This window comes from Mucilaginibacter sp. Mucisp73, assembly GCF_059491465.1.
Map to the genome: position 1 here is coordinate 6,115,969 of NZ_CP168507.1, position 20,737 is coordinate 6,136,705.

Sequence of the window (20,737 nt, forward strand, 5' to 3'; positions counted from 1 at the left end):
ATACTTATTTATGCTATAGTTGATAATCAATGAACTTGTTATAAAACATAATGAATGTCTGTTACAAATAAAAGATCTTGTAGTTATGGCTCCTCTAAAGACGAACAAATCCGCCCGCTTGTATAGCCTTTACTTTTTATCCCGGCGGTGGGCTAAACTCGCTAAATTGGTGAATAGGAAAAGAACAATGGCGCCCTGCCGGTCTAAACTATGTGGTTCGCATTTTAGCAATCTTGCAAGCAGGCATACGAACTATTGGTCGGCGGAGATAGGTTGGACATCGATTGTTCAAAAACAGGGTTGATATCCTGCTGTCAAAATTTAGCACCTAATGTAACATAACATGATCTTCCGTCGCCGGGTAATATACCATTGCCAAGGTAAACGAGCGTTTCTGTTCGGCGGGTAAAGTATTTATTATCTGTCAGGTTATTGATACCGATCCTGATGTTGTACTTGTCGGAAAACTTATAGCCCAGGGCAAAATCGGCCACGTGATATCGTGGGACATAGCCTATATTGGGACTTGTTTTGGTAGCAGCTGTATTATTCGCATCCGACCATGATCCGCCAACATATGAATAATAAAAGGTAGCGGAGAGGTTATGTAAAGAGCCATTTATGCCCGAGCGGCTAACAAATTGAGGAACGTCTTCCAACGTTTTTCCAGTCAGATCAACCACGCCTGCTTTGCCATTCAAATACCTGGCGTGATTATAAGCGTAAGAAGAAAATATGGAAAGATCATTGTTAGTGTCCTCGGTATTGAAATTAAGCAGGTGAACCTCAACAAAAGCTTCCACTCCCCCGGTGAGCGCATTGCCTGCATTGGTGGTGTAGGTGTACGGTTTTCCGTTGCCATCAGTCAGCGTTATATTTCCTATCCTGTTGTTATACTTCAGTTCAAATGCGCTTAGATCAAAGTTCAGTATCTTTTTAACCTTTCCCCTAATGCCAATATCTGCATTATGGCCGCTCGCGTCTTTCAAATTCGGGTCGATCACCGCTGTGCTCGACCCGATGATAAGATTTGCATAAAGAATAGGCCTGTATGCCTGCGAGTAATTGCCATAAATATTAATGCTTTCAGTGATCTTATACTGCGCACCGATTCCACCCAGCACGATGTTCCTGGAGGTTGAAAGCGATACGGGGTTAAAATTTTTATATACTTTATATTCCGTTCCGTTTAAAGTTGATTTGAGGTTATCATACCTGATGCCGGGGGTAACGGATAGCCTATCGGTGATGCGGAAAAGGTTTTCAAGAAACGCCCCGTAGTTTATTGTTTTAAAGAGCAGGGCAATACCGTAATTGCCGGTTTGGGTAAGGTCAAAATTAGTTCCTGTAGTTCCCTCTCCGTTTTGTTTTCTGTTTGTAGCAGCGTTGGAATATTTTAAGCCGCCCGATAGGGCACTCTCATGGCCGAACAGATCGTATTTTTTTATCATTCTTGCATCAACAGTATAGCTGTTGTAAAAGTCCCTGTTTATCTCTCTTGGCGCGTAGGAGCCTGTAGCTTTGCTGATGGTATCTGCATTGGTGGCTAAGCCTGGGCTGGCAATAACCATGTTTCTTTGCCCAAAAAAAGTATAGGCTTTTACATTCAATAGTGTTTTATTATTGATGGCGTAATTAAAAAGTAAAGCGGGGAGGTTAAGTATCGGGTTAAAATAATTTCTGCTCCTGGTTGACTGGCGCGGATCGGCAGCAAACATCGCGTCGGTAAGCCCGCCAGCAAATTTCTGCATATAGTTTTCTCTTGAGTATTCAAGACCAATATCCATTTTTGCTGTTGGCTTATAGTGCAAACTTGCATAAGCATTCAGGAAATTATAGTTGGAGTTAAGACGCCATCCATCGCTGCTACGGTAATTAAAGAAAGCATAATAAGTGAACTTGCCTTTTTTTCCACCTACCGAAGCAAAGGAATTTGAGGTATTGAACGAGCCATACGTTTGTTCGGTTTCAATGCTTAATGACTTCGTGGTATCGGGTTGTTTAATTACATAATTGAGCATTCCTCCAAACTGAGGGCCATATTGAAGAGCGGCTGATCCCCTGATGATCTCAATTTGCTGTACGGCTTCCAATGGCGGGTTATACATGGCCTCAGGATAACCATACAGATCGTTATTAACATTGTAGCCATTCTGGTTCACATTGAACTCCCATGATCTGTGCGGACTTAATCCTCTTGCCGCTACACTGGTTTGAGTGCCCGAACCATCCAACTCCCACGACGTGATACCCGGTACTTTTGCAAACACATCGCGGGCTTTATTTTGTGCGATATCTGCATTGACGCTGTCAACTAAAACAACTTCATTTTTTTTGCCCGAATAAATATTTGTTCCGCCGATCTCGGGTAACGCTTTGATGCTTCCTACGCCTCTTTCGCCTTGTACTTCAACAGCAGATATCTTAATAACGCCGGCCTGAAGCGTATAGGAAAATTCAGTAGTGTCATTGTTTTTTACGAGTATATGTTGTTTAACAGATTTATAGCCGATGTGCGAAATAATGACCTGGTAATTTCCGGCAGGAATATTATTGATGCTGTATTGGCCTTTATTATTTGTGGTGGCGCTGAAATTTGTTTTGTAAAGGATAATATTCACCAGCTCCAACGGGGCTTTTGAATTGTCGGTGATGCTACCTTTAATATTGCCGGTTGATTGGGAAAAAGCATGGGTAAGCATTAAGAAAAGGAGAAAGGTAAGGAAAGCTTTTTTCATAGAATGATCGTGTTTTTTGACATGTCGGTTTGTTTCCGATCCTTCGTTGTGTTTTTAAAAATATAACGCTAAGCTATAAAAAAGATCTTTTTTTATTTCTATTTAATAAAATATGCTTGATTGAAATGTTTTCTATGGGGTTTGCAGATTATTCAAATTAATTCGGAGTTAAAAAAATTACGGAATATAAGTTCACGATTAGCTGAGCGCCATGATCGGTCACAATCTATTTGAACTGCTCTATAATTTTTCGCCCGTATCCAGTTACCTCCGCGGTAAGAGATCACCAATTGTTGATATTTACTGTTGAGAGGTAAACCGTAAACGCCCCTGTAAACACGATCGTAAACAAAATCAAAAAGCATATTCAATCAGTAAAAAACTGCTCAAATATGCTCTTTAACGTTGTGGTTAAGTCGGGATGGCGGGATTCGAACCCAAAAATGTGTCGTTTTGAATATCTAAGTTTTTGTTTAGTTTTGGATAAAACCTTACCAATGAAACTCCTTCTGCTTTTGTTTTTATCTTTTTTAATGCTATTTGCCGCCTGTAAAAAAGATAGCACAACAAAAGAGGATGCTTCAGGAGTGATCATATCAAGCACTGTGTATCCAACTGTTAAAATTGGGCAACAAGAATGGACGGCAGTCAACTATGACGGACAGGGAGGTATAGAGGGTACTTTTTATGTGCCCAATACCAATTATAAGAAATTTTATACTCAAGCCGATTTAGCGAACTTAAAACTGCCTTCTGGCTGGCGTATACCGACTGTTGCCGATTTTAATAAACTAATGAGCAATTTTACCAGCAAGAAAGATACTGAGGGCAATTCTGTAATGGATTACAATGAGTCGCTCGCGCTTAAATCTACGTCGGGATGGGAGGTGCGTGGGGCATCTGATAAACAGGGAACTAATACTTCTGGGTTTAATGCTTATCCGGCGGGATATTATGCCAGCCCATATAACGAAACCCCAGGAAACCTTGCGCTGTTTTTAACCTCCGCTCCGTTGCCGGCTGCAAAAGTTAATTTTCATGCCACTTATTATTCGTTTATTTTAAGCAGGCTGTATGGAACCACTTCCAGTGATGATCACACGCAATGTTTTGGTTGCTTTGTGGACGGCGAACATAATACCGACTCTCCAAAATCGGTGAGGTTTGTAAGGGATAATCAGGCTAAATAATTGCCTCTATGTCTTTAGCCAAACGCATAATCAAAGGCCCCCCGCTGCCGCAAGGCTGTGCCTTGTGGCGCGCATGCAAAGTATTGACTATTGGAAATTGTGAATGAAATCATTATCCGGATTTTTTATAACCCGTAAAGCTAACATTGAGGACAGCAGTAAGGACGAAGCCCAGGCAATAAGAAATCAAAAGAGCATACCTCATCAGTAAAACTACCTTTGAGACATGCTCTTTAACGTTTGTGTTCAAGTCGGGATGGCGGGATTCGAACCCACGACCTCCAGCACCCCATGCTGGCGCGATACCGGGCTACGCTACATCCCGAAATAAATGTATGGCCGGGCTGCAAATATAATTGTTGCAGGGATATTTCAAAATGTAAATGTACTTTAAAAGGCTTGTATGATGTGTTTTTTCTCTTGTGAGTATTCTATTGGACTATATGTTATCTACTGGATTGATGCTGAATTATAATTGATTGTTAATGCTCTTATAAGGTTTGGTAGTACACAAAGTAGTACACAGATAAATTGTTGTTAAGTTGGCTTACTTTTCATGCTATTTGGTATTAATTGAATAAATGAATTATGATGCCTCAACACGCTTATAGCAATCAAGTGCAAGGAGGAACGGAATAAATGAAAGGTGGTGCGTTGGCATGTGTTTATGCCGTAGTTCCTTGCAACGCTTCAGCAGCTATAAGCGTAACTTTGCTTAATAATTCATTATCACTCTAATCTACATCTCTAACTTTTAATATAAGCGGTTGTATTGGCATCCCCTTTCAATCAAACATCAATTTATAAATCCAACCATCTAACAATTTATTACTGTATAGGGGAATGTAAAATTCTGGATTGGAAATTGAATTAATCAATCCATCAAATAGAGAGAATTAACCTTTATAGGGGTACTTCAAAGTTTGGATTGATAGATCGAGAATTGAGTTTTGCCAATCCAAAGAAATAGCAATATTCCCTTTATAAGGGGAAGTTAAATTGTTGGATTGATTGATGCTCAAATTGAAAAGTCAATCCTGGAGGTTGGGGTTGACGGTTCGATCAGTTCGCTTTAAAAGGTAACATAAGCAAATGGCTTGGAGAGCGATTGTTTATAGAGCCTTGAATAGCTTTTGTATTTTGACTTCTTATATTGTACTGTATTTCTTCAGTTGAAGAGCCGTCTGTTATTAACATAAGCTCCTGTAATGTGAAGAACTTCATCAAAGTTTTCAACAGCAAATTACATATTTGCTGTTGAATTAGTTCTAATAAACCTAAGAGGTTAAATAAAATTTAAAGAATATGGCAAGATGTACAGCGCCAACATATGGACACCGCACTGCGAGTGGAGCAGCCGCATGTCCCGCATGCGGTAGTCGTTATAGTAGTAGTTACCGTTCGTACCAGTCTTATGATTCATACCCATCTTACTCCTCGTCAGGAAGCTCTTCAGTTCGTCAAAGTAGCGGCGGCAGTTCGGGAAGAAGTAGGAAGCCTCGTTGGTCACGACCTGGTTCTTCCATTCTTTACACCGAGTCCGAAGTTCGTTCTTTAACACCAATACGAGAAAATGTAGAGAAGCGATCAAATCAACCTGATCTGCGTGACATATTCCTATGCCATGCATGGGATGATCGGCAGGGTGCCGCTAAAGAGCTTCATGATTTATTAGAGTCAAATGGTGTTCGTGTTTGGTTTAGTGAGAAAGATGTCGGTCTTGGCGTTCCATTACTCCGCGCCATAGACAAGGGCTTGGCAAACTCTAAAGTAGGAATTGTGCTAGTAACTCCTGCGTTACTGCGTCGCCTTCCGAAGGAAGGTATCGCTGATAAAGAACTTTCCGCACTACTCGCGGGAGATCGACTTATTCCGGTTGTGCATGAAACGACTTATGAGGCTTTACGCGACGTCAGCCCCTTACTTGCCTCACGAAGCGGTCTCAGTACAGCTGAGGAAACAATGAAAGAAGTGGCTGCTAAGTTTGGAGATTATGATGAATGAGACCACACTATTTCGGCGCAAGCTGACCCATTGTTTCGGGGCAAACTGACCATGGTATTTCGGGGCAAACTGACCCACCAAAACGCGTAGCAAATGCTGTAGAAGCAACCATCTTTTGAGGGCAAAAGACCCGTTCTAAGATGGCCAATTTGACAATCAGCATGAGTAAGATTAGAAAGATTTTAAGGATGAACAGCCAGGGCCGCAGCACGCGATTTATAGCTGCCCAGATTGATTCGTCCCGGAATACCGTAAGAAAGTACCTGGCCGTCCTTAAGAAGAGCGGCTTTACCTTTGAAGAAGTTAATAACCTCAATGATAAGGAACTGGAAGACCTTTTCGGCAAGACCAGGGAAAACAACCAGCCAAGCAGCCGTATGCAATCCATGCTGCGCTGTTTCCCCCACGTCGATAAAGAGCTTAAAAAGACTGGTATGAACCGGCAGATCTTGTGGGAAGCCTATATCAAGGAGTTCCCCGAGGGTTATAAGTACACCCAGTTTTGCACGTATTACAACCAGTGGAAGACCAAGGTTAATCCGACCATGCACATGGATCACAAGGCCGGGGACAAACTGTACGTCGATTTTGCTGGTGAAAAGATGAGCTATACGGACAAGGAAACCGGTGAAGTCATTGAAGTAGAAGTCTTTGTAGCAATCTTGGGGGCCAGCCAGCTCACCTATGTAGAGGCTGTCATGAGCCAGCAAAAGGAGGACTTTATCGCGGCCTGTGAGAATACCCTGCACTTTATAGGTGGCGTTCCTGCCGCCATTGTACCTGATAACCTGAAGGCTGCGGTAACCAAAAGCAGCCGCTACGAACCCACGCTCAATGAAACGTTTGAAGACTTTGCCGACCATTATGGCACAACCATACTACCAGCTCGGGCGTATCGCCCTCGCGACAAGGCATTGGTAGAGGGTGCGGTTAAGATCATTTATACCAAGGTATACGCCCCTTTAAACAAGCATATTTACCATTCTTTATCAGAACTCAATACGGCAATCTGGCAGGCCCTGGAAGTCCATAATAGCCAGTTGCTTAAAGGTCGCAATTACAGCAGGATACTACAGTTTGAAGAGATAGAGCGTGGGACCTTGTCACCGCTGCCTGTCCTACGTTACCAGTTCAAAAAACACTTTTATGCCAGAGTGATCAAGAATGGACATGTCAATCTCGGCCCTGATAAACACTACTACAGCGTGCCTTACCGTTTCATCGGCAAAAAGGTCAAGCTGTTATACTCCCGCACCATTGTAGAGATCTACTACAATTATGAGCGCATCGCTTTACACCCGCGCGAAAAGAACCCCTACGGTTATACTACCGACAAAGAACACATGGCCAGCGCTCACCGCTTTAAAAGTGACTGGACGCCAGACATGTTCCTCAATTGGGCGGCTTCTATTCACGAAGATGTCAGGCTATATATTCATCAGATACTGGAGCGTAAACAACACCCCGAACAGGCTTACAAATCCTGCCTTGGGATACTTGGCTTTGCAAAAAAAGCAGGAGACGATAGGTTAATAATGGCCTGTCAGCGGGGGCTTAGTTACGGCCTTTATAGCTATAAAACGATACAAACCATATTGGAAAACAAGATGGACAACTATGAGGAAAGCATATTTGCCGATGAGCTACCTATGCCTGATCATGGTAATATCCGGGGAAAAGACTATTACAAATAACCATTAAAACAACAATAACATGAACACAAGCACCTTAGACAAACTGCGGAAGATGAAGTTCTTCGGCATGTTTCATGCCTTTAAAAGCAGCATGGAAACCGGTAAAACAAACGATTACACGGCAGATGAACTGCTGGCCCACCTGGTAGATGCAGAATGGGACGACCGGCAGAACAGGCGTATCGAACGCACGATCCTTTATGCCAGATTCCGCTATAAAGCCGCTATAGAGGACGTTCACTACCATGCCGACCGAAGTATCGACCGCAACCAGATCATGCGCCTGGCGGACTGTACGTTTGTTGACCGCTTCGAGAACCTGCTGATTACCGGGAGTACAGGCATCGGTAAAAGCTATATTGCTTCTGCTGTGGGTTACCAGGCCTGTGTATTGGGCTACCGGGTATTGTACACCAGTACGCCCAAACTGTTCGCTAAACTGAAGATGGCCAAGGCGGACGGCTCCTACATGAAAGAGCTGGCTAAGATCGAAAGGCAGCAATTGCTCATACTCGACGACTTTGGTATCCAGCCTTTTGATGCACAAAGCAGGGCTGCACTAATGGAGATCATTGAAGACAGGCACGGTAAGACCTCGCTGATCATCACTTCGCAGTTGCCGGTGAGCAAATGGTTTGAAGTGATCGGTGAAAAAACGGTTGCTGATGCGATCCTTGACCGGATCGTTCATGATGCACACCGTATCGAGCTAAAGGGAGAATCTATGAGAAGAAAACGTAATGTTGAACCGGAAAACAGCCATTAATGAAATTACCTTTTAAATAACTATTTTTGTACATGCTTTTATAGCATCTGCTGCAACCCAAAAGTCAGCTAACCCCTGGGTCAATTTGGCCCGAAACAGGGTGGTCAACATCTCCATAATATACACCTCTGCCTACTACTTTGGAGCCTTCTCTAAATTCAAATTCAATTCCTGGATAAATGTGATGTTTGAAGTAATCAATTGATATTATTGTTATCTCGGCGGTTACAGTTTCTCCCGGATTTACCTTATCCTTGTCGAGGAACTTTTGGTAACCAGATGTTTGCATTTCACTAAATGGGAACTTCACTTGTGGCCGATAACCAGTAAAGGCAGGCGTACTTCTTCCCCCTTGTTCTGTAGTGTAGTAATGTAGTTCTGCTATGAAATCAGGTTTAGGAATCATAATACTAAGTTAACAGCTTACAACGGCTTTACATATACTTAAACCAATCCTCTAACAAGCTCCCGTTTTCATGAATTTCTATATCGTAATTACCTTTGCTTTCTGGAAACAGCTGTACCCATCTTTCCTTATTAGCAACTCTTAAACTCCAATGAAAGTCAGCATCATAGTTAACAGCAATAAACTTTATTTCGTTCCCGGGAGATACTTTATAAATTAAACATTCGGGTTCCAGCTGTATGTTAAGCGGTTCATCATCTTTACGTAAATGAAATTCAATGGCGTGTTTGTTTTCCATAAATGGAGCTTTTTACTAAGGTAGCAACTTATTTGAGTTCTGCGAACCGCCTGCGAACAGAGCACGTTGTCTTTCAAAAGAAGCTTGATTGAGCGATTTTACAGAATGTTTCATAGATGCTTCAAAACAGTTCGAGGTTATTGATCGCTGCAACAATTATTATGAAACATACATGCTTATATCAACTACGGACTATCAACTGCCAAGATATGCCAGCGCAATGTTATATGGCTTCATCAGCAACGGCGACGGAAACAGCTACTTTACAACAGGCGTATAATGCTATTAAAACAAAATACTCGCTAACAGATGCGCAGTTAAATAGTTTTTATAACAGTTCTTTGAACTCAAATGATAAATTACCCGGAAATTGCAACTAATTGGTTTATGAAATACTTTTTGATCGTAATACTTTGGCTTAACATTTATAGCGCTTCGGCTCAAAAGGTAGCCAACAATATCGACACGGTTTATTATTTGCTGGATACCACCAATACAACGCCGAAAGATAGGATGTGGGATGTCGGGATAGAATCACAGTACAAATACTTCACTGTAAAATGCCCATGTCTCAAATACAATAGCGAACCAACTTTTGTATATAATTTAAAGGATTCTGGCCAGAGTGTTAGTAATGCTTCACTATCAAAGATCAGGATGGTCAGTCTTCCCACGTTGATCGATTTTGCGAAAAAAACAACAGATCTCACCGCTCAAACGCTATATGTATTCTATAATAGAGAAAGGGAAGAACAATGAGTACATTGTGCACAAAACAAGATTGTTAACTCCGCGAAAAAGAGAGGCCAGTGTAGATTTTGAAAATGTAACACCAACGCCGGATAAAAAACGCAGAAATAAATAATGATGTTTTAGTGATAATGACATGAAGCTGCAAATTATAACTACAGCGGTTAAAAGAATTAATAAGGCGCCGAACAACATTCAAAAGGCTTAGCGCTTTAAACAGATTGCAGTGCAAGTGCCAGGCTGATTAAACCGGTTACTTAACGGGCTAATCTCTCCAAATAAACTGACAGGATCTTGTCAGTGTTCAATTTTTAAAAACCGGGTGTTCAATGTTTGGAAATGAAAATTTGTAACTTGTTGATTATCAGGGAGTGGTTGTTCAAGTCGGCTTTTAAAGCATTTTAGCGAAAACGCAAGTGTCTGACAGTCAGCAATGTTTTTTTATGGAAAGAAGGCGGGCGTTCACACTTTTAAAAATTGAACACTTGCAGATCCGCGAGTGAACGGAACCTGTAAAGCCCAATCACCTCTTCATCAGTGGCTCGGTATGGGTAATTGAAAATTTCCCGGATAGTTTTAGGGGTGTTCCGTACTCGTTATAATAAACCCAGCCTGCTGCCTTTATTTCTTTCGACTGGCTGCCGTTTAATGGATGAACAAGACAGGTTATTGAAAAGTCGGCACCGGTGTTAAATGATTTTTCAACAGCATCCATTAGTGCGTCCTGGTGCCGGGGATCAACAATATGGATGGCCTCATTTAAAACGGGCTTTGTATTTTCCGGAAAGCCGAAAAGCTTTAAGCCATATTCGGAAAGCGTAATCTCTTTGCTGCTGAAATCCAGCGACCACTCCCAAAGGGTATGATCGTAGACCATTGTTAATTCAACACTATCCAATATTTCTGATAACTGGCCATTAAGTCTTTCCGATTTCATGTACGAAAGCTCCAATTTTTCGCCCAGAGCCAAAAGCTCGTTTCTTAGTGTAGCTATTTCTTTATTTAAAGCGGCGTTTGTTTTGAGCCCGGCGCTATCTGCCGTCGTCAGCGCAGACTCGTCTTTTTCGTCAGGTAAGTCCCCAACTGGCTGCAGCTTATAACTTTTCTTTCGACGGGTTAACAAAATGTTAATATATAAAAGGCAAAGTATAGTGGCGTAAAATAAAATATTTTGCCAAACGCCACCTACACTAAAGTAGTCCAATATGGATTTATCGAGTTGGATAGGAATGGTCATGATAGGGCTGTGGCTAAATTAATGCAAGGTAATAATTAACTATACGCTTAACAATCCGTGAAAACACCCTTTTTTATGGTAATTTATATTGCGGCAATTAACCCGGGGTTAATTTAATGTAGAAATTTAAAATAAATAATCGTACTTGTTATTTGTGGTCCAAATCCTACGTTTTCTCCCCGAAAGCCGAAATTTTTGCTCCACTATTTTAGGAGAGGGTTTTCTGCTGTTGCAGATATAATTTTTGGATAAAAAAACAGTTCTATATTTTAATGTAAACCTTTTAAATTAAATGGCGTGGCCCTTAAATCAGCGTTGTTTTTAAATCTGCAATTATGGCAGCGCAACGGCCGTATGTAAAAAAGCATTTTCCGGGTTATCACGATTATAATTGCTGTGTTAAATAATAATCGGATACCGTTTACTAACCCGGGTAGCCTTGTTATTTTATTGACTGCTATGTATCTTGTTTGCGCGCTTAATAAATTATGAACAGGTCATTTATATATAGTTTAAAAGTTTGGTTGCTGATGGTGATCATAGCGCCATTGCTCCACCTTGTGCTGTCATGGTTTATTATCGAGAACCCTGAAATAAGCCTTATTGCAGAGATCCAAAAAGACTATATCATTTTTGCAGATATGGTTCTGCTGCTTACTATTCCTTTCGCCTTTGTATTTTGGGTGGCAGTATACTCTTTATCAAAAAAGAGAGAGCCGTTTTATGTAAAACAGGTTTTAACCATAGCTATATTGATAATTACTATGCTCCCGTTTTTTGAATTACTTTTTGAGAAAAAGGTTTCGGCTGTATCTTCCATAGCTGTAATTATATTTCCATATTCAATTACGGGGATAGCCGGTATTTGGCTGCATAAGCTGGAATCTCCAGATTTTGAGGAAGAAACAGTTGAGGAGCAGGAATAAGATTTTCCCAATTTTGCCTATTATCATTGTTTAAAACCATGTATTTCCCAATAAAGAGGGGGATTCAATTTTAATTGTCATAAACAATTAACATTTTATTATTATTGCTTTAATTTTTAACTTAAACCAACACGTGTTATATATAATACATGGCTTTTGCGTTTAATAAGGCGTGTTTATTTAACGTTTTCCACATGTAGTATGGCCTCGACAGAAAATTATGAACTTTTGCTTGGCAAAATCAATACTTTTACCCGGAAGTATTATTTCAATAATTTTTTGCGCGGATTAATATTTTTAGGTGCCGGCCTTTTCTCAGCTTACGTAGTAATTACCTTAAGCGAATATTTCGGCAATTTCAGTATCCTGCTGCGTACCATTCTTTTTTACTTTTTTATCCTGCTTAATACAGTGCTTGTTTGCTGGCTGGTTTTGCCATCATTGCTGGCCTGGCTTAAGCTGGGTAAAACTTTAACGCATGATGAAGCTGCCGAAATTATTGGCAGGCATTTTAACGATGTGCATGATAAACTGCTCAATACCCTGCAGTTAAAAAAGCTCGCTGCCGAAGATGAAAGCCACCGTGCACTCATCGAGGCCAGTATCGACCAAAAGATAGAGGCGCTTAAACCGGTAAGCTTTCCATCTGCTATCAACCTTAAAGAAAATACCAAATATTTAAAATGGGCGCTTGGTCCGCTGGGGGTAATTATCATTATTGCTTTAGCTGCGCCTTCTGTATTAACCGAAAGTACTAAAAGATTGATCAGGCATAACGAATATTTTGTTCCTGCTGCTCCGTTCAGGTTTATTGTATTGAACAAAACACTTTCAGTTGTGCAGGGGGGTGATTTAAAGCTCGATCTTAAACTGGAAGGCGATAAGCTGCCCGCAGATGTTTATGTTGAAACCGGAGAAAATACATTTAAACTGGATAAGGATAACATCAGCCGTTTTCATTACCAGTTCAGCAACCTGCAGCAAAATACCCGCTTTAAGTTTTCGGGTAATGGCTTTAGTTCGGCTGTTTACGAAATCAAGGTAAATCAAAAGCCGGCACTGTTACACTTTGACGTTGACCTAAATTATCCGGCCTACCTCCATAAAAAAAATGAAAGGCTGCTCAATGCCGGCGATTTGATTATTCCTGCCGGTACAACTGTGAATTGGCAATTGCATACCCAATATGCCAGTGCGCTCATGTTTGATATGAACGGACAAAGCCGTCCGGCAGTGCAAAGCAGCGCCGATTTGTTTGAACATCGTGAACGGGTATTGAAAAATTCGGTCTATAAGCTTTTACCGGTTAATGCCCAGGTGAACCAAAGTGATTCGGCTACATATCGCATCAACGTTGTTACTGACGAAGCGCCATCCATTGCTATTGATGAAAAGCCGGATTCGGTAAGTATGAAAGCATTTTACTTTAACGGTAAAATCCAGGACGATCATGGTTTTTCATCGCTCACGTTTCATTATACCATCGAGGCTACAGGCAACAGCAAGGAAAGGGAATTTACCAAAAAGGTTAATGCAGATCTGTCCCAAACACAGGCCGACTTTTTTTACTACTGGAACCTCAAGGACATGGGCATTACTCCCGGCGATCATGTAAGTTACTTTTTTGAGGTTGCCGATAACGATGGCGTCGCCGGGCATAAAACAGCCCGTACAGCAAAACATACACTAAATGTCCCTGACAGCAAGGAGATTAACCAGCAGTTAAATGCCGGATCAAAGGCCATAAAAGAAAAAATGCAATCGGCTATTAAACTGGCCGGACAGGTTGAGCGCGACGCGCAAAAGCTAAATCAAAACCTGCTGAACAAAAACACGCTCTCTTTCGATGAGAAAAAGCAGGTGGAAGACCTGATGCAAAAAAGGAAAGACCTGGAAGACATGGTGAAAGATATCCAGGCCGACAATAAAAAGAATTTATACAACCGGCAGGAAAACCAGCAGCAAACCGAAGAGATACGGGCTAAGCAAAAGCAAATTGAAGATTTGTTTAACAATGTACTTGATCAAAAAACAAAGGAGCTCCTTCAAAACCTGCAGCAAATGCTAAATGAGCAGCAAAAAGATGCTACCCGCGATGAACTATCCAAAATGCAGATGGATAATAAATCATTGAAAAAAGAACTTGACCGGGTGCTGGAACTTTATAAAAAGCTGGAATTTGAACAAAAGCTTAACCAAAACCTCGATCAGTTGAATAAGCTGGCCGACGAGCAGCAAAAACTATCTGATCAAACCAAACAGCCCGGTGCCGATCAGAAGAACCTGCAACAGCAACAGGATAAACTGAAGCAGGATTTTCAGGATGTGAAGAAAGGCTTCGATGAGTTGCAGAAGGTCAATGGGCAGGCCGAACGTAAATCAGATTATCAAAATCCAGAGAAGGAAACCAAAGATATTGAACAGCAGATGGATCAAAGCGCCGGCGATCTGCAAAAAAAAGATAATGCAAAGGCTTCAAAATCGCAGCAGCAGGCAGCAAAGCAGATGAAAGATCTCGCTGCCAAAATGCAAAAGGATAGCGACGAAGGCGAATCAAAAGAGAATGCCGTTGACGCACAGCAGCTGAGAGAGTTGTTAAAGAGCTTAGTTAACAGCTCGTTTAACCAGGAAAAGCTGATGCAAACGCTTAAAAACACCAATCCTACAGATCCGTCATATGTTACTTTATCGCAAAATCAAAAGGATATAAAAGACAACTTGAAAACGGCCGAAGACAGCCTATATGCTATCAGCAGGAGGGTGCCGCAGATCCAGTCGACAGTGAATAAGGAGATTGCCAGTATTAACGATCATATTGATCAGGCGCTCGAATTTTTGGGCGACAGGCGTACACTTGAAGCCAATCGTAATCAGCAATACGCCATGACATCCATGAACAACCTTGCCCTGATGCTAAGTGAAGCGCTTGAGCAAATGCAGAAAATGATGAACAAGGGTGGTAAAGGAGGCAAGGGCAAACAGCAGTCCATATCGCAACTGGCAAAAATGCAGCAGCAGCTTAATCAAAATATGCAAAAGGCCCGCGAACAGATGCAGCAACAAGGCAATCAGGGTAAAGGGCAACAGGGCAATAGCGGTAATATGAGCGAGCAGTTTGCTAAAATGGCACGTCAACAGCAGATGATACGGCAGGCTTTGCAACAAATTGACAGGGATGAAAATAAAGATGGAACAGGGGGATTGGGCAATTTGGATAAAATTTCGAAAGAAATGGAACAAACCGAACGTGATCTCGTAAACAGGAAGATTACAGATGACGCGCTAAAAAGGCAGCAGCAAATACAAACCCGGTTATTAGAGGCCGAAAAGGCCGAGCAGCAAAGAGATCAGGATCAGCAAAGGGAAAGCAATGCGGGTAAGGATTTGCCACCGGGATACATAAAGGCACTGCAGGGGTACCAACAACAAAAAGCAAAGCAGACGGAGCAGATCAGAACGGTATCTCCGGCACTTAATTTGTATTATAAACAAAAAATAAAATCTTACTTTGATCAACTTAATGCCAAATAATATGGAAGAGGCAAATGTTCAAACCAGCGAGCTATATACGTTGCAGCTGCCGTCAAAACCGGAGAGCATAACGTTGCTTGAGCAGCTGATAGAAGAAATTGCTGATAAATATCATGTTGAGGAAGATACTTTTGCCAACATGATGACTTGTCTTAACGAAGCGGTTATTAACGCCATTATGCATGGGAACAAGCAGGACGAGACTAAAAAGGTGATTGTTAATGCCGAGGTTGAATCCAAGCGTATTATCTGGACTGTTACCGATGAAGGCCCTGGCTTTGATTATAATAACCTTGCCGATCCCACAGCTCCCGAAAATCTCGAGAACCTGACCGGTCGCGGTGTGTTTATCATTAAGCACCTCGCCGATCAATGTATCTTTAACGCCTCGGGGAATGAAATTGAACTTCACTTTAAGATCTGATGCCCGCGATTAATTTTTTTGAAGAAGACACTACTTTTAAACCGAAACAAAAAGCACAATTAAGGCAGTGGATAAAAGAGACGGTAATTGCCGAGGGCTTTAAGCTGAGGGAGCTTAATTACATTTTTTGCTCAGACGCCTACCTGCTGCAAATAAACCAGCAATACCTTGATCATGATACCTATACCGATATCGTTACTTTTGATAATTCGGAAGTGGAGGGGGAGATAGTTGGCGATATCTTTATTTCGATAGACCGCATCCGTGAAAATGGCGCCAAATTTAAAACAGGCGAAACCAATGAGTTGCACCGTGTTATTATTCACGGCGCGCTGCACTTGTTGGGCTATACGGATAAAAGTGTTGTTACAAAACAAAAAATGACACAAAAAGAAGATGAGTACTTAGCTAAAAGAAATTTTTAGCCTTACTTTTATAGTGGATTATAAAAATCAATTGTAAAAACCATGAAAACACTGGCACTCATCATCGCCTTATTATTTGCCACCGCGCCTTCTTCAGTATATGATTTTAAACTGAAAACTATTGATGGCAAAGATTTTAGCCTGGCTAAATACAAAGGCAAAAAAGTATTGATCGTAAATACAGCTTCAAAATGCGGCTTCACCAAGCAATACGCCGACCTGGAAAAATTATCTGAGCAATACAAAGGCAAGCTGGTTGTAGTAGGTTTCCCGGCCAATAACTTTGGCGGCCAGGAGCCGGGTACCAACCAGGATATAAAAACCTTTTGCAAAGAAAACTTTAACGTAAAATTCCCTATGAGCGGTAAGGTTAGCGTTTTGGGCCTGGATATCGATCCGTTGTTCCAATACTTAACAACTGCTCCAAACCCTGATTTTACCGGCGACATCAAATGGAATTTCGAAAAATTTCTGATAGACGAAAACGGCAAACTGATCCACCGTTTCAGGTCGCAAACCACTCCACTATCTGAAGATATCACCAAATATCTGAACTAAGACTTTGCCTTTAAGGCACAGGCTGCCGGCGATAGTTCCGGTTGCGCAGGATAGGTTTGAACAAAATAAAGGGGCAAATGACCAATTGGTTATTGTCCCTTTACTGTTAAAGCGGGATTGATCCTTTAGGCTGGTGATTATAATTGTGCAAAGGTGAATAACAAGTACTCGCGAAGCCGGGCGGCAATGAATTATGGTAATGATAAGGTTTAGGCTTTAAAGATCACTAACAGGGAAGTTAATTTTAACAAGGCCTTTTAGTTTCTTCTGTTCCAGCCCGCGCCGGTAATGTAAATTATCCTCTAACAAAACTATCTGGAGCATGCTTTTCGGTAAATATAAAATGCTAATTTCCTAAATTATCCCGGCTTTCTTTATACCTATTATGGGGTATACGCTAAAGGTTCAGTTTAAGGCCGATGGATGTGCCTTTACCGTGGGCGGTATCAATTTTCAGTTCGGCGTTCAATCTTTTTGCCCGCGTGTGAATATTCCGGATGCCCATGGTTTCGTGCTTGCGCACATCAGGGTCAAATCCGCGCCCGTCATCACGGATGCTGATCTGCAGCCGGTTTTTGTAAAGATTGATTTCCAGAAACGCGTTTTGTGCCTCCGAATGTTTGACAATATTGTTTAATACTTCCTTAACAAGGAGGTATACCTGGCGCCTTTTTTCGCCGCTGATGGTAACCGGAGTTTCACTGACGGAGGCATTTACATGGAGGTCAATATTGCTGTATTCAAATATTTTAATGGCTTGTTTATGAATAAAGCCGGCCAGGTTGCTTACTTCGTCGTTTTCGGCATCAAGGCTCCAGATAATTAACCTTACCTGGGTAGATATATCGGTAATGGCTTCATGAATAGCGTCAATCTCCTTAAAAGCCGGCTGATCGGCCGTTTTGCGGCTGAGTAATTCGGTCCTGAGCTTAATACCGGAGATGCTTGCCCCTAAATCATCATGCACCTCACTGCTGATGCGCTGTCGTTCGCGCTGAAGGGCAAGGGCATTTTCATAGTCCTTTTTTTGTAAGCCGATGATGGATTGATAATATTTCCGTACCAACAGGAAAGCGATGATTATGGCACTTAATACAGCCACCACCTGCAGCCATAGCTGTTGGTACCATAAAGGCATAACGTCAAATTTAAAAATGAGCGGCTGGCTTAACTGGTTAAAACGGTCGGCAGCCAGGGCTTCTAACTCATAGTTTCCGGGGGGCAGCAGGTCGAACCGTTTTTCGCCGGAAGGCGCGACGCTCCAATTTTTATCAACCCCCTTAAGCCTGAAGCGGTATTGTATTTTGCCCATGCTTTTGTAGGATAGGGCAACGCAGTTAAATACAACAGGCCGGCCGTAAGTAAAGCTGTTTTGAGTTCCGGGTATCCCATCATTAATCAACACCGGTTTAGGCAGGGCGGTATTCCCTAAATTTTGAGTGACGGCTATGCCCTGATCTGTGGCTATATAGTAATCATGGCCGTTCTGCACCACATCGGCAATGTTGTCCGAGGGGAGCCCGTTACTGGTATTGAGTAAACTTATGCGGTAATTTTGATAATGATTATAGAAGCTGATAATGCTTACACCGTTTGCGGTACAGACCCATAGTGTATGGGCATCTGTCCATACCAGTTTACGGATATCGCCTGAAAAAATAGCAGGAGATCTAAATTGAACAATTTTTTCCCCAGTCCACAAAAACACCCCCTGGGCTTCGGTGCCTATCGCACATACATCATTATTTGATGCCAGGCTCTTAACAACATTTATTCCTTTATTGGCCAGGATACGCACATAGGTAATATCATTAGTAGTGGGCATTAACTGGTATAACCCATAAAGTGAACCTATCAGCAGCTTGTTTTTATAGCAGGTAAGAGATGTCATGCGTATAGGCTTGAATCTATAACCTTTTAGACGTTTGAACTGATTTGATATTACAACAACGGCATTTTGTGAAATAAAATACACTGTATCATGTTGATGAGTGATTCCTTTTATAGGGCCATCAAATTTTACAGGGCCTTCAAAATAACTTTCGGGATGCCATAACGCCGGGTTCTTGTTCGAAATATCTAATCTGAATATGCCATTATCGGTACCAATCATGAGCCTGTTGCCCGGAATTGTAAGCAGATTGGTTATCCGGTTAAAGTCAGACCTGTCTTGATTTATAGTTATAGTACCAATCGGAGGCGTTTGATTTGCGCCAAGTTTCATATAACTCAGTGTGCTTAAAACATGCCCGGTAAAAAGGTAGCCTCCTGCAATGGCCAGTTTTAAAACATCTTCATTGGCCAGCCCGCTTTCTTTGTTAATGATTTTTACTTCGGGGTTAGTACTTAAAAAGAAGCCTTTGTCATAACTGCCAAACCATAAATTATTTTCCCGGTCAATAACCGTGGCTGTAGTGATGTTATTATTAAGGTAATTTTTCCGTTCGCCGGAAAGATAGTTAATAATGTAGGTGCCCTGTTTTACCGTTGTAACGGCAAACGTATTTTTGCCGGTAAGGTATACTGAAGTTACATTCCCGGTAAAAAAGATTTTACTGAGCGGGATGATCCCGGTTTTTTGATACCGATAAACACGTACCCAGTCTTTAGTTATCAATAACAAATAATTTTGCTGTAAAGCCAACCGGTAAGGTTTGATATTGGTATTGGCGGTTTGAAAACTTAACTGGCCGGCCTTAAGCTCTTCTTCGAGGATATCAAGGTCGTTTTCAGATAGGATGATCTCTTCTCCGTCAGAACCGTAAATATACCCGTTCAAATGCCGGATAGCATGTCTTTCCGATTTCAATTCCTCAAAATGGTAAACTTTGGTACTAAGCCTGTAATTTACACAGAGCTCATTATAACGGTTAAAAAAGAAATTGGCAAAAGGTAATACGGTTACTTTTTGAGGCGAATTAAGCTTATGTATAAGCCCGTTTTCATAGTAACAAACCCGGTAGTTATTACAGTAAAAAAAGATCCGGTGATAATTATCCTCGGCAATTCGGAAACACTCATTGTTTTCCAGCCCATCGGCCGATGTGAAGTTTTTAAAGTGCTGGCCGTCAAACCTGCTTACGCCTTTATCGGTGGCCAGCCAGATAAAACCCCTGCTGTCCTGCATTAAATAGTTAACCCTTGAACTGGGCAGTCCATCAGGGGCGCTATAATTTTTCAGGTAAACTAACTGATATGGAATGTCGGCATATATCCGGCCCGGGAACAGAAACAGTGTTAATATTAAAAGTTTAAAAAAGGGGCTTTTTAGCGGCATTCTATAATTTGTATCAATTTAACATCGCTGCTTTTTATCAATATGCAATGATACGGTGTATCGCTTTGTTTTGTTGTATCACCGATAAATTTAAAAAGAAATGATACATAGTTATATCCATCTAAATATAGGCAGCTCGCCTGTAAATATTTATTATATAAGTGTCCCGGCCGTTCGGCTTGTGGGGACGCACCGGTCTCTGCTCAAGTTATCTTCGGTACAAGTTATCTCTGTGAACAAAATGGCCTTCAATTTAATGGTAATAGCCAAAGTGACAAGACAATCACAAATCTTTAGTTAAAACAAAACTTTTCCTATCTTTAGCTCGTCAATAAATGATAACAGCAAACATTAAATATGGCACAGTTGGGACATCAAAATCCCTTACTCGCAATATCCTTGCGTCGGAGCCATTTTTCAATGATTCACCACCAGCTCTTTTTTGCTAACGGATATCGATAATCTCTATCGGATCTGAGTTTTTTCAACACTATTTTCAAAACAAATTATTCA

At 41.5% G+C, this 20,737-nt stretch carries 15 protein-coding genes and 1 tRNA gene; 10 read left to right on the forward strand and 6 right to left on the reverse strand.

Features of this window, described 5'->3' with window-relative positions; translation table 11 throughout:
* Positions 1 to 314: 314 nt before the first annotated feature.
* Complete coding sequence (locus ACEN82_RS25355; RefSeq protein WP_413320937.1) at positions 315 to 2,738, reverse strand: TonB-dependent receptor domain-containing protein; 2,424 nt, start codon at positions 2,736 to 2,738, stop codon at positions 315 to 317.
* Positions 2,739 to 3,235: 497 nt separating this feature from the next.
* Between ACEN82_RS25355 and ACEN82_RS25360 the strand changes: the two genes are divergently transcribed.
* The gene (locus ACEN82_RS25360; protein WP_413320936.1) at positions 3,236 to 3,928 is read left to right on the forward strand and encodes an FISUMP domain-containing protein; all 693 of its coding nucleotides are present in this window, start codon (positions 3,236 to 3,238) and stop codon (positions 3,926 to 3,928) included.
* 251 nt (positions 3,929 to 4,179) lie between these two features.
* On the opposite strand, the gene ACEN82_RS25365 is transcribed toward ACEN82_RS25360, so the two are convergent.
* Positions 4,180 to 4,253 (reverse strand) — tRNA-Pro (locus tag ACEN82_RS25365).
* Between the two features lie 980 nt (positions 4,254 to 5,233).
* Between ACEN82_RS25365 and ACEN82_RS25370 the strand changes: the two genes are divergently transcribed.
* From ACEN82_RS25370 to istB, 3 genes are all read left to right on the forward strand, one after another.
* The gene (locus ACEN82_RS25370; RefSeq protein ID WP_413320935.1) at positions 5,234 to 5,932 is read left to right on the forward strand and encodes a toll/interleukin-1 receptor domain-containing protein; all 699 of its coding nucleotides are present in this window, start codon (positions 5,234 to 5,236) and stop codon (positions 5,930 to 5,932) included.
* A gap of 161 nt (positions 5,933 to 6,093) precedes the next feature.
* Positions 6,094 to 7,626 carry an IS21 family transposase gene (istA, locus tag ACEN82_RS25375; RefSeq protein ID WP_413320934.1) on the forward strand — a complete coding sequence of 511 codons (1,533 nt, stop codon included), beginning with the start codon at positions 6,094 to 6,096 and terminating at the stop codon, positions 7,624 to 7,626.
* 19 nt (positions 7,627 to 7,645) lie between these two features.
* Positions 7,646 to 8,392 carry an IS21-like element helper ATPase IstB gene (istB, locus tag ACEN82_RS25380; RefSeq protein WP_067191677.1) on the forward strand — a complete coding sequence of 249 codons (747 nt, stop codon included), beginning with the start codon at positions 7,646 to 7,648 and terminating at the stop codon, positions 8,390 to 8,392.
* 64 nt (positions 8,393 to 8,456) lie between these two features.
* On the opposite strand, the gene ACEN82_RS25385 is transcribed toward istB, so the two are convergent.
* Positions 8,457 to 8,798 carry an EF-Tu C-terminal domain-related protein gene (locus ACEN82_RS25385; RefSeq protein ID WP_413320933.1) on the reverse strand — a complete coding sequence of 114 codons (342 nt, stop codon included), beginning with the start codon at positions 8,796 to 8,798 and terminating at the stop codon, positions 8,457 to 8,459.
* A gap of 28 nt (positions 8,799 to 8,826) precedes the next feature.
* Positions 8,827 to 9,096 carry a hypothetical protein gene (locus ACEN82_RS25390; RefSeq protein ID WP_413320932.1) on the reverse strand — a complete coding sequence of 90 codons (270 nt, stop codon included), beginning with the start codon at positions 9,094 to 9,096 and terminating at the stop codon, positions 8,827 to 8,829.
* Positions 9,097 to 9,483: 387 nt separating this feature from the next.
* Here ACEN82_RS25390 and ACEN82_RS25395 point away from each other — a divergent pair, with 387 nt between their 5' ends.
* Positions 9,484 to 9,855, forward strand: a complete 372-nt coding sequence (locus ACEN82_RS25395; RefSeq protein WP_413320930.1) for a hypothetical protein — start codon at positions 9,484 to 9,486, stop codon at positions 9,853 to 9,855.
* Between the two features lie 514 nt (positions 9,856 to 10,369).
* Here ACEN82_RS25395 and ACEN82_RS25400 read toward each other — a convergent pair.
* Positions 10,370 to 11,083, reverse strand: coding sequence for a hypothetical protein (locus ACEN82_RS25400; RefSeq protein WP_413320929.1), 714 nt, complete (start codon positions 11,081 to 11,083; stop codon positions 10,370 to 10,372).
* 488 nt (positions 11,084 to 11,571) lie between these two features.
* On the opposite strand from ACEN82_RS25400, the gene ACEN82_RS25405 reads away from it, so the two are divergent.
* From ACEN82_RS25405 to ACEN82_RS25425, 5 genes are all read left to right on the forward strand, one after another.
* Positions 11,572 to 12,009, forward strand: coding sequence for a hypothetical protein (locus ACEN82_RS25405; protein ID WP_090532817.1), 438 nt, complete (start codon positions 11,572 to 11,574; stop codon positions 12,007 to 12,009).
* Between the two features lie 201 nt (positions 12,010 to 12,210).
* Positions 12,211 to 15,540 carry a DUF4175 family protein gene (locus ACEN82_RS25410; protein WP_413320928.1) on the forward strand — a complete coding sequence of 1,110 codons (3,330 nt, stop codon included), beginning with the start codon at positions 12,211 to 12,213 and terminating at the stop codon, positions 15,538 to 15,540.
* Position 15,541: 1 nt separating this feature from the next.
* A complete protein-coding gene (locus ACEN82_RS25415) occupies positions 15,542 to 15,964 on the forward strand; it encodes an ATP-binding protein (RefSeq protein WP_090532819.1) in 423 nt (140 codons plus the stop codon).
* Complete coding sequence (ybeY, locus tag ACEN82_RS25420) at positions 15,964 to 16,389, forward strand: rRNA maturation RNase YbeY (RefSeq protein ID WP_176626352.1); 426 nt, start codon at positions 15,964 to 15,966, stop codon at positions 16,387 to 16,389. The genes ACEN82_RS25415 and ybeY overlap by 1 nt, the downstream gene beginning before the upstream one ends.
* A 42-nt stretch (positions 16,390 to 16,431) precedes the next feature.
* The gene (locus ACEN82_RS25425) at positions 16,432 to 16,947 is read left to right on the forward strand and encodes a glutathione peroxidase (RefSeq protein WP_091174940.1); all 516 of its coding nucleotides are present in this window, start codon (positions 16,432 to 16,434) and stop codon (positions 16,945 to 16,947) included.
* A gap of 397 nt (positions 16,948 to 17,344) precedes the next feature.
* Here the strand turns inward: ACEN82_RS25425 and ACEN82_RS25430 are convergent, their stop codons facing one another.
* Entirely contained in the window at positions 17,345 to 20,224 is a 2,880-nt protein-coding gene (locus ACEN82_RS25430; protein ID WP_495644036.1) for a sensor histidine kinase, read from the reverse strand.
* Between the last annotated feature and the right edge of the window lie 513 nt (positions 20,225 to 20,737).

What these genes read in the sequence shown, in the direction of transcription:
- ACEN82_RS25370 (WP_413320935.1), top strand. Translation starts at nt 5,234, where the DNA reads ATGGCAAGATGTACAGCGCCAACATATGGACACCGCACTGCGAGTGGA.
- ACEN82_RS25400 (WP_413320929.1), bottom strand. Translation starts at nt 11,083, where the DNA reads ATGACCATTCCTATCCAACTCGATAAATCCATATTGGACTACTTTAGT.
- ACEN82_RS25415 (WP_090532819.1), top strand. Translation starts at nt 15,542, where the DNA reads ATGGAAGAGGCAAATGTTCAAACCAGCGAGCTATATACGTTGCAGCTG.
- ACEN82_RS25425 (WP_091174940.1), top strand. Translation starts at nt 16,432, where the DNA reads ATGAAAACACTGGCACTCATCATCGCCTTATTATTTGCCACCGCGCCT.
- istB (WP_067191677.1), top strand. Translation starts at nt 7,646, where the DNA reads ATGAACACAAGCACCTTAGACAAACTGCGGAAGATGAAGTTCTTCGGC.
- ACEN82_RS25355 (WP_413320937.1), bottom strand. Translation starts at nt 2,738, where the DNA reads ATGAAAAAAGCTTTCCTTACCTTTCTCCTTTTCTTAATGCTTACCCAT.
- ACEN82_RS25395 (WP_413320930.1), top strand. Translation starts at nt 9,484, where the DNA reads ATGAAATACTTTTTGATCGTAATACTTTGGCTTAACATTTATAGCGCT.
- istA (WP_413320934.1), top strand. Translation starts at nt 6,094, where the DNA reads ATGAGTAAGATTAGAAAGATTTTAAGGATGAACAGCCAGGGCCGCAGC.
- ACEN82_RS25405 (WP_090532817.1), top strand. Translation starts at nt 11,572, where the DNA reads ATGAACAGGTCATTTATATATAGTTTAAAAGTTTGGTTGCTGATGGTG.
- ACEN82_RS25390 (WP_413320932.1), bottom strand. Translation starts at nt 9,096, where the DNA reads ATGGAAAACAAACACGCCATTGAATTTCATTTACGTAAAGATGATGAA.
- ybeY (WP_176626352.1), top strand. Translation starts at nt 15,964, where the DNA reads ATGCCCGCGATTAATTTTTTTGAAGAAGACACTACTTTTAAACCGAAA.
- ACEN82_RS25410 (WP_413320928.1), top strand. Translation starts at nt 12,211, where the DNA reads ATGGCCTCGACAGAAAATTATGAACTTTTGCTTGGCAAAATCAATACT.
- ACEN82_RS25385 (WP_413320933.1), bottom strand. Translation starts at nt 8,798, where the DNA reads ATGATTCCTAAACCTGATTTCATAGCAGAACTACATTACTACACTACA.
- ACEN82_RS25360 (WP_413320936.1), top strand. Translation starts at nt 3,236, where the DNA reads ATGAAACTCCTTCTGCTTTTGTTTTTATCTTTTTTAATGCTATTTGCC.
- ACEN82_RS25430 (WP_495644036.1), bottom strand. Translation starts at nt 20,224, where the DNA reads ATGCCGCTAAAAAGCCCCTTTTTTAAACTTTTAATATTAACACTGTTT.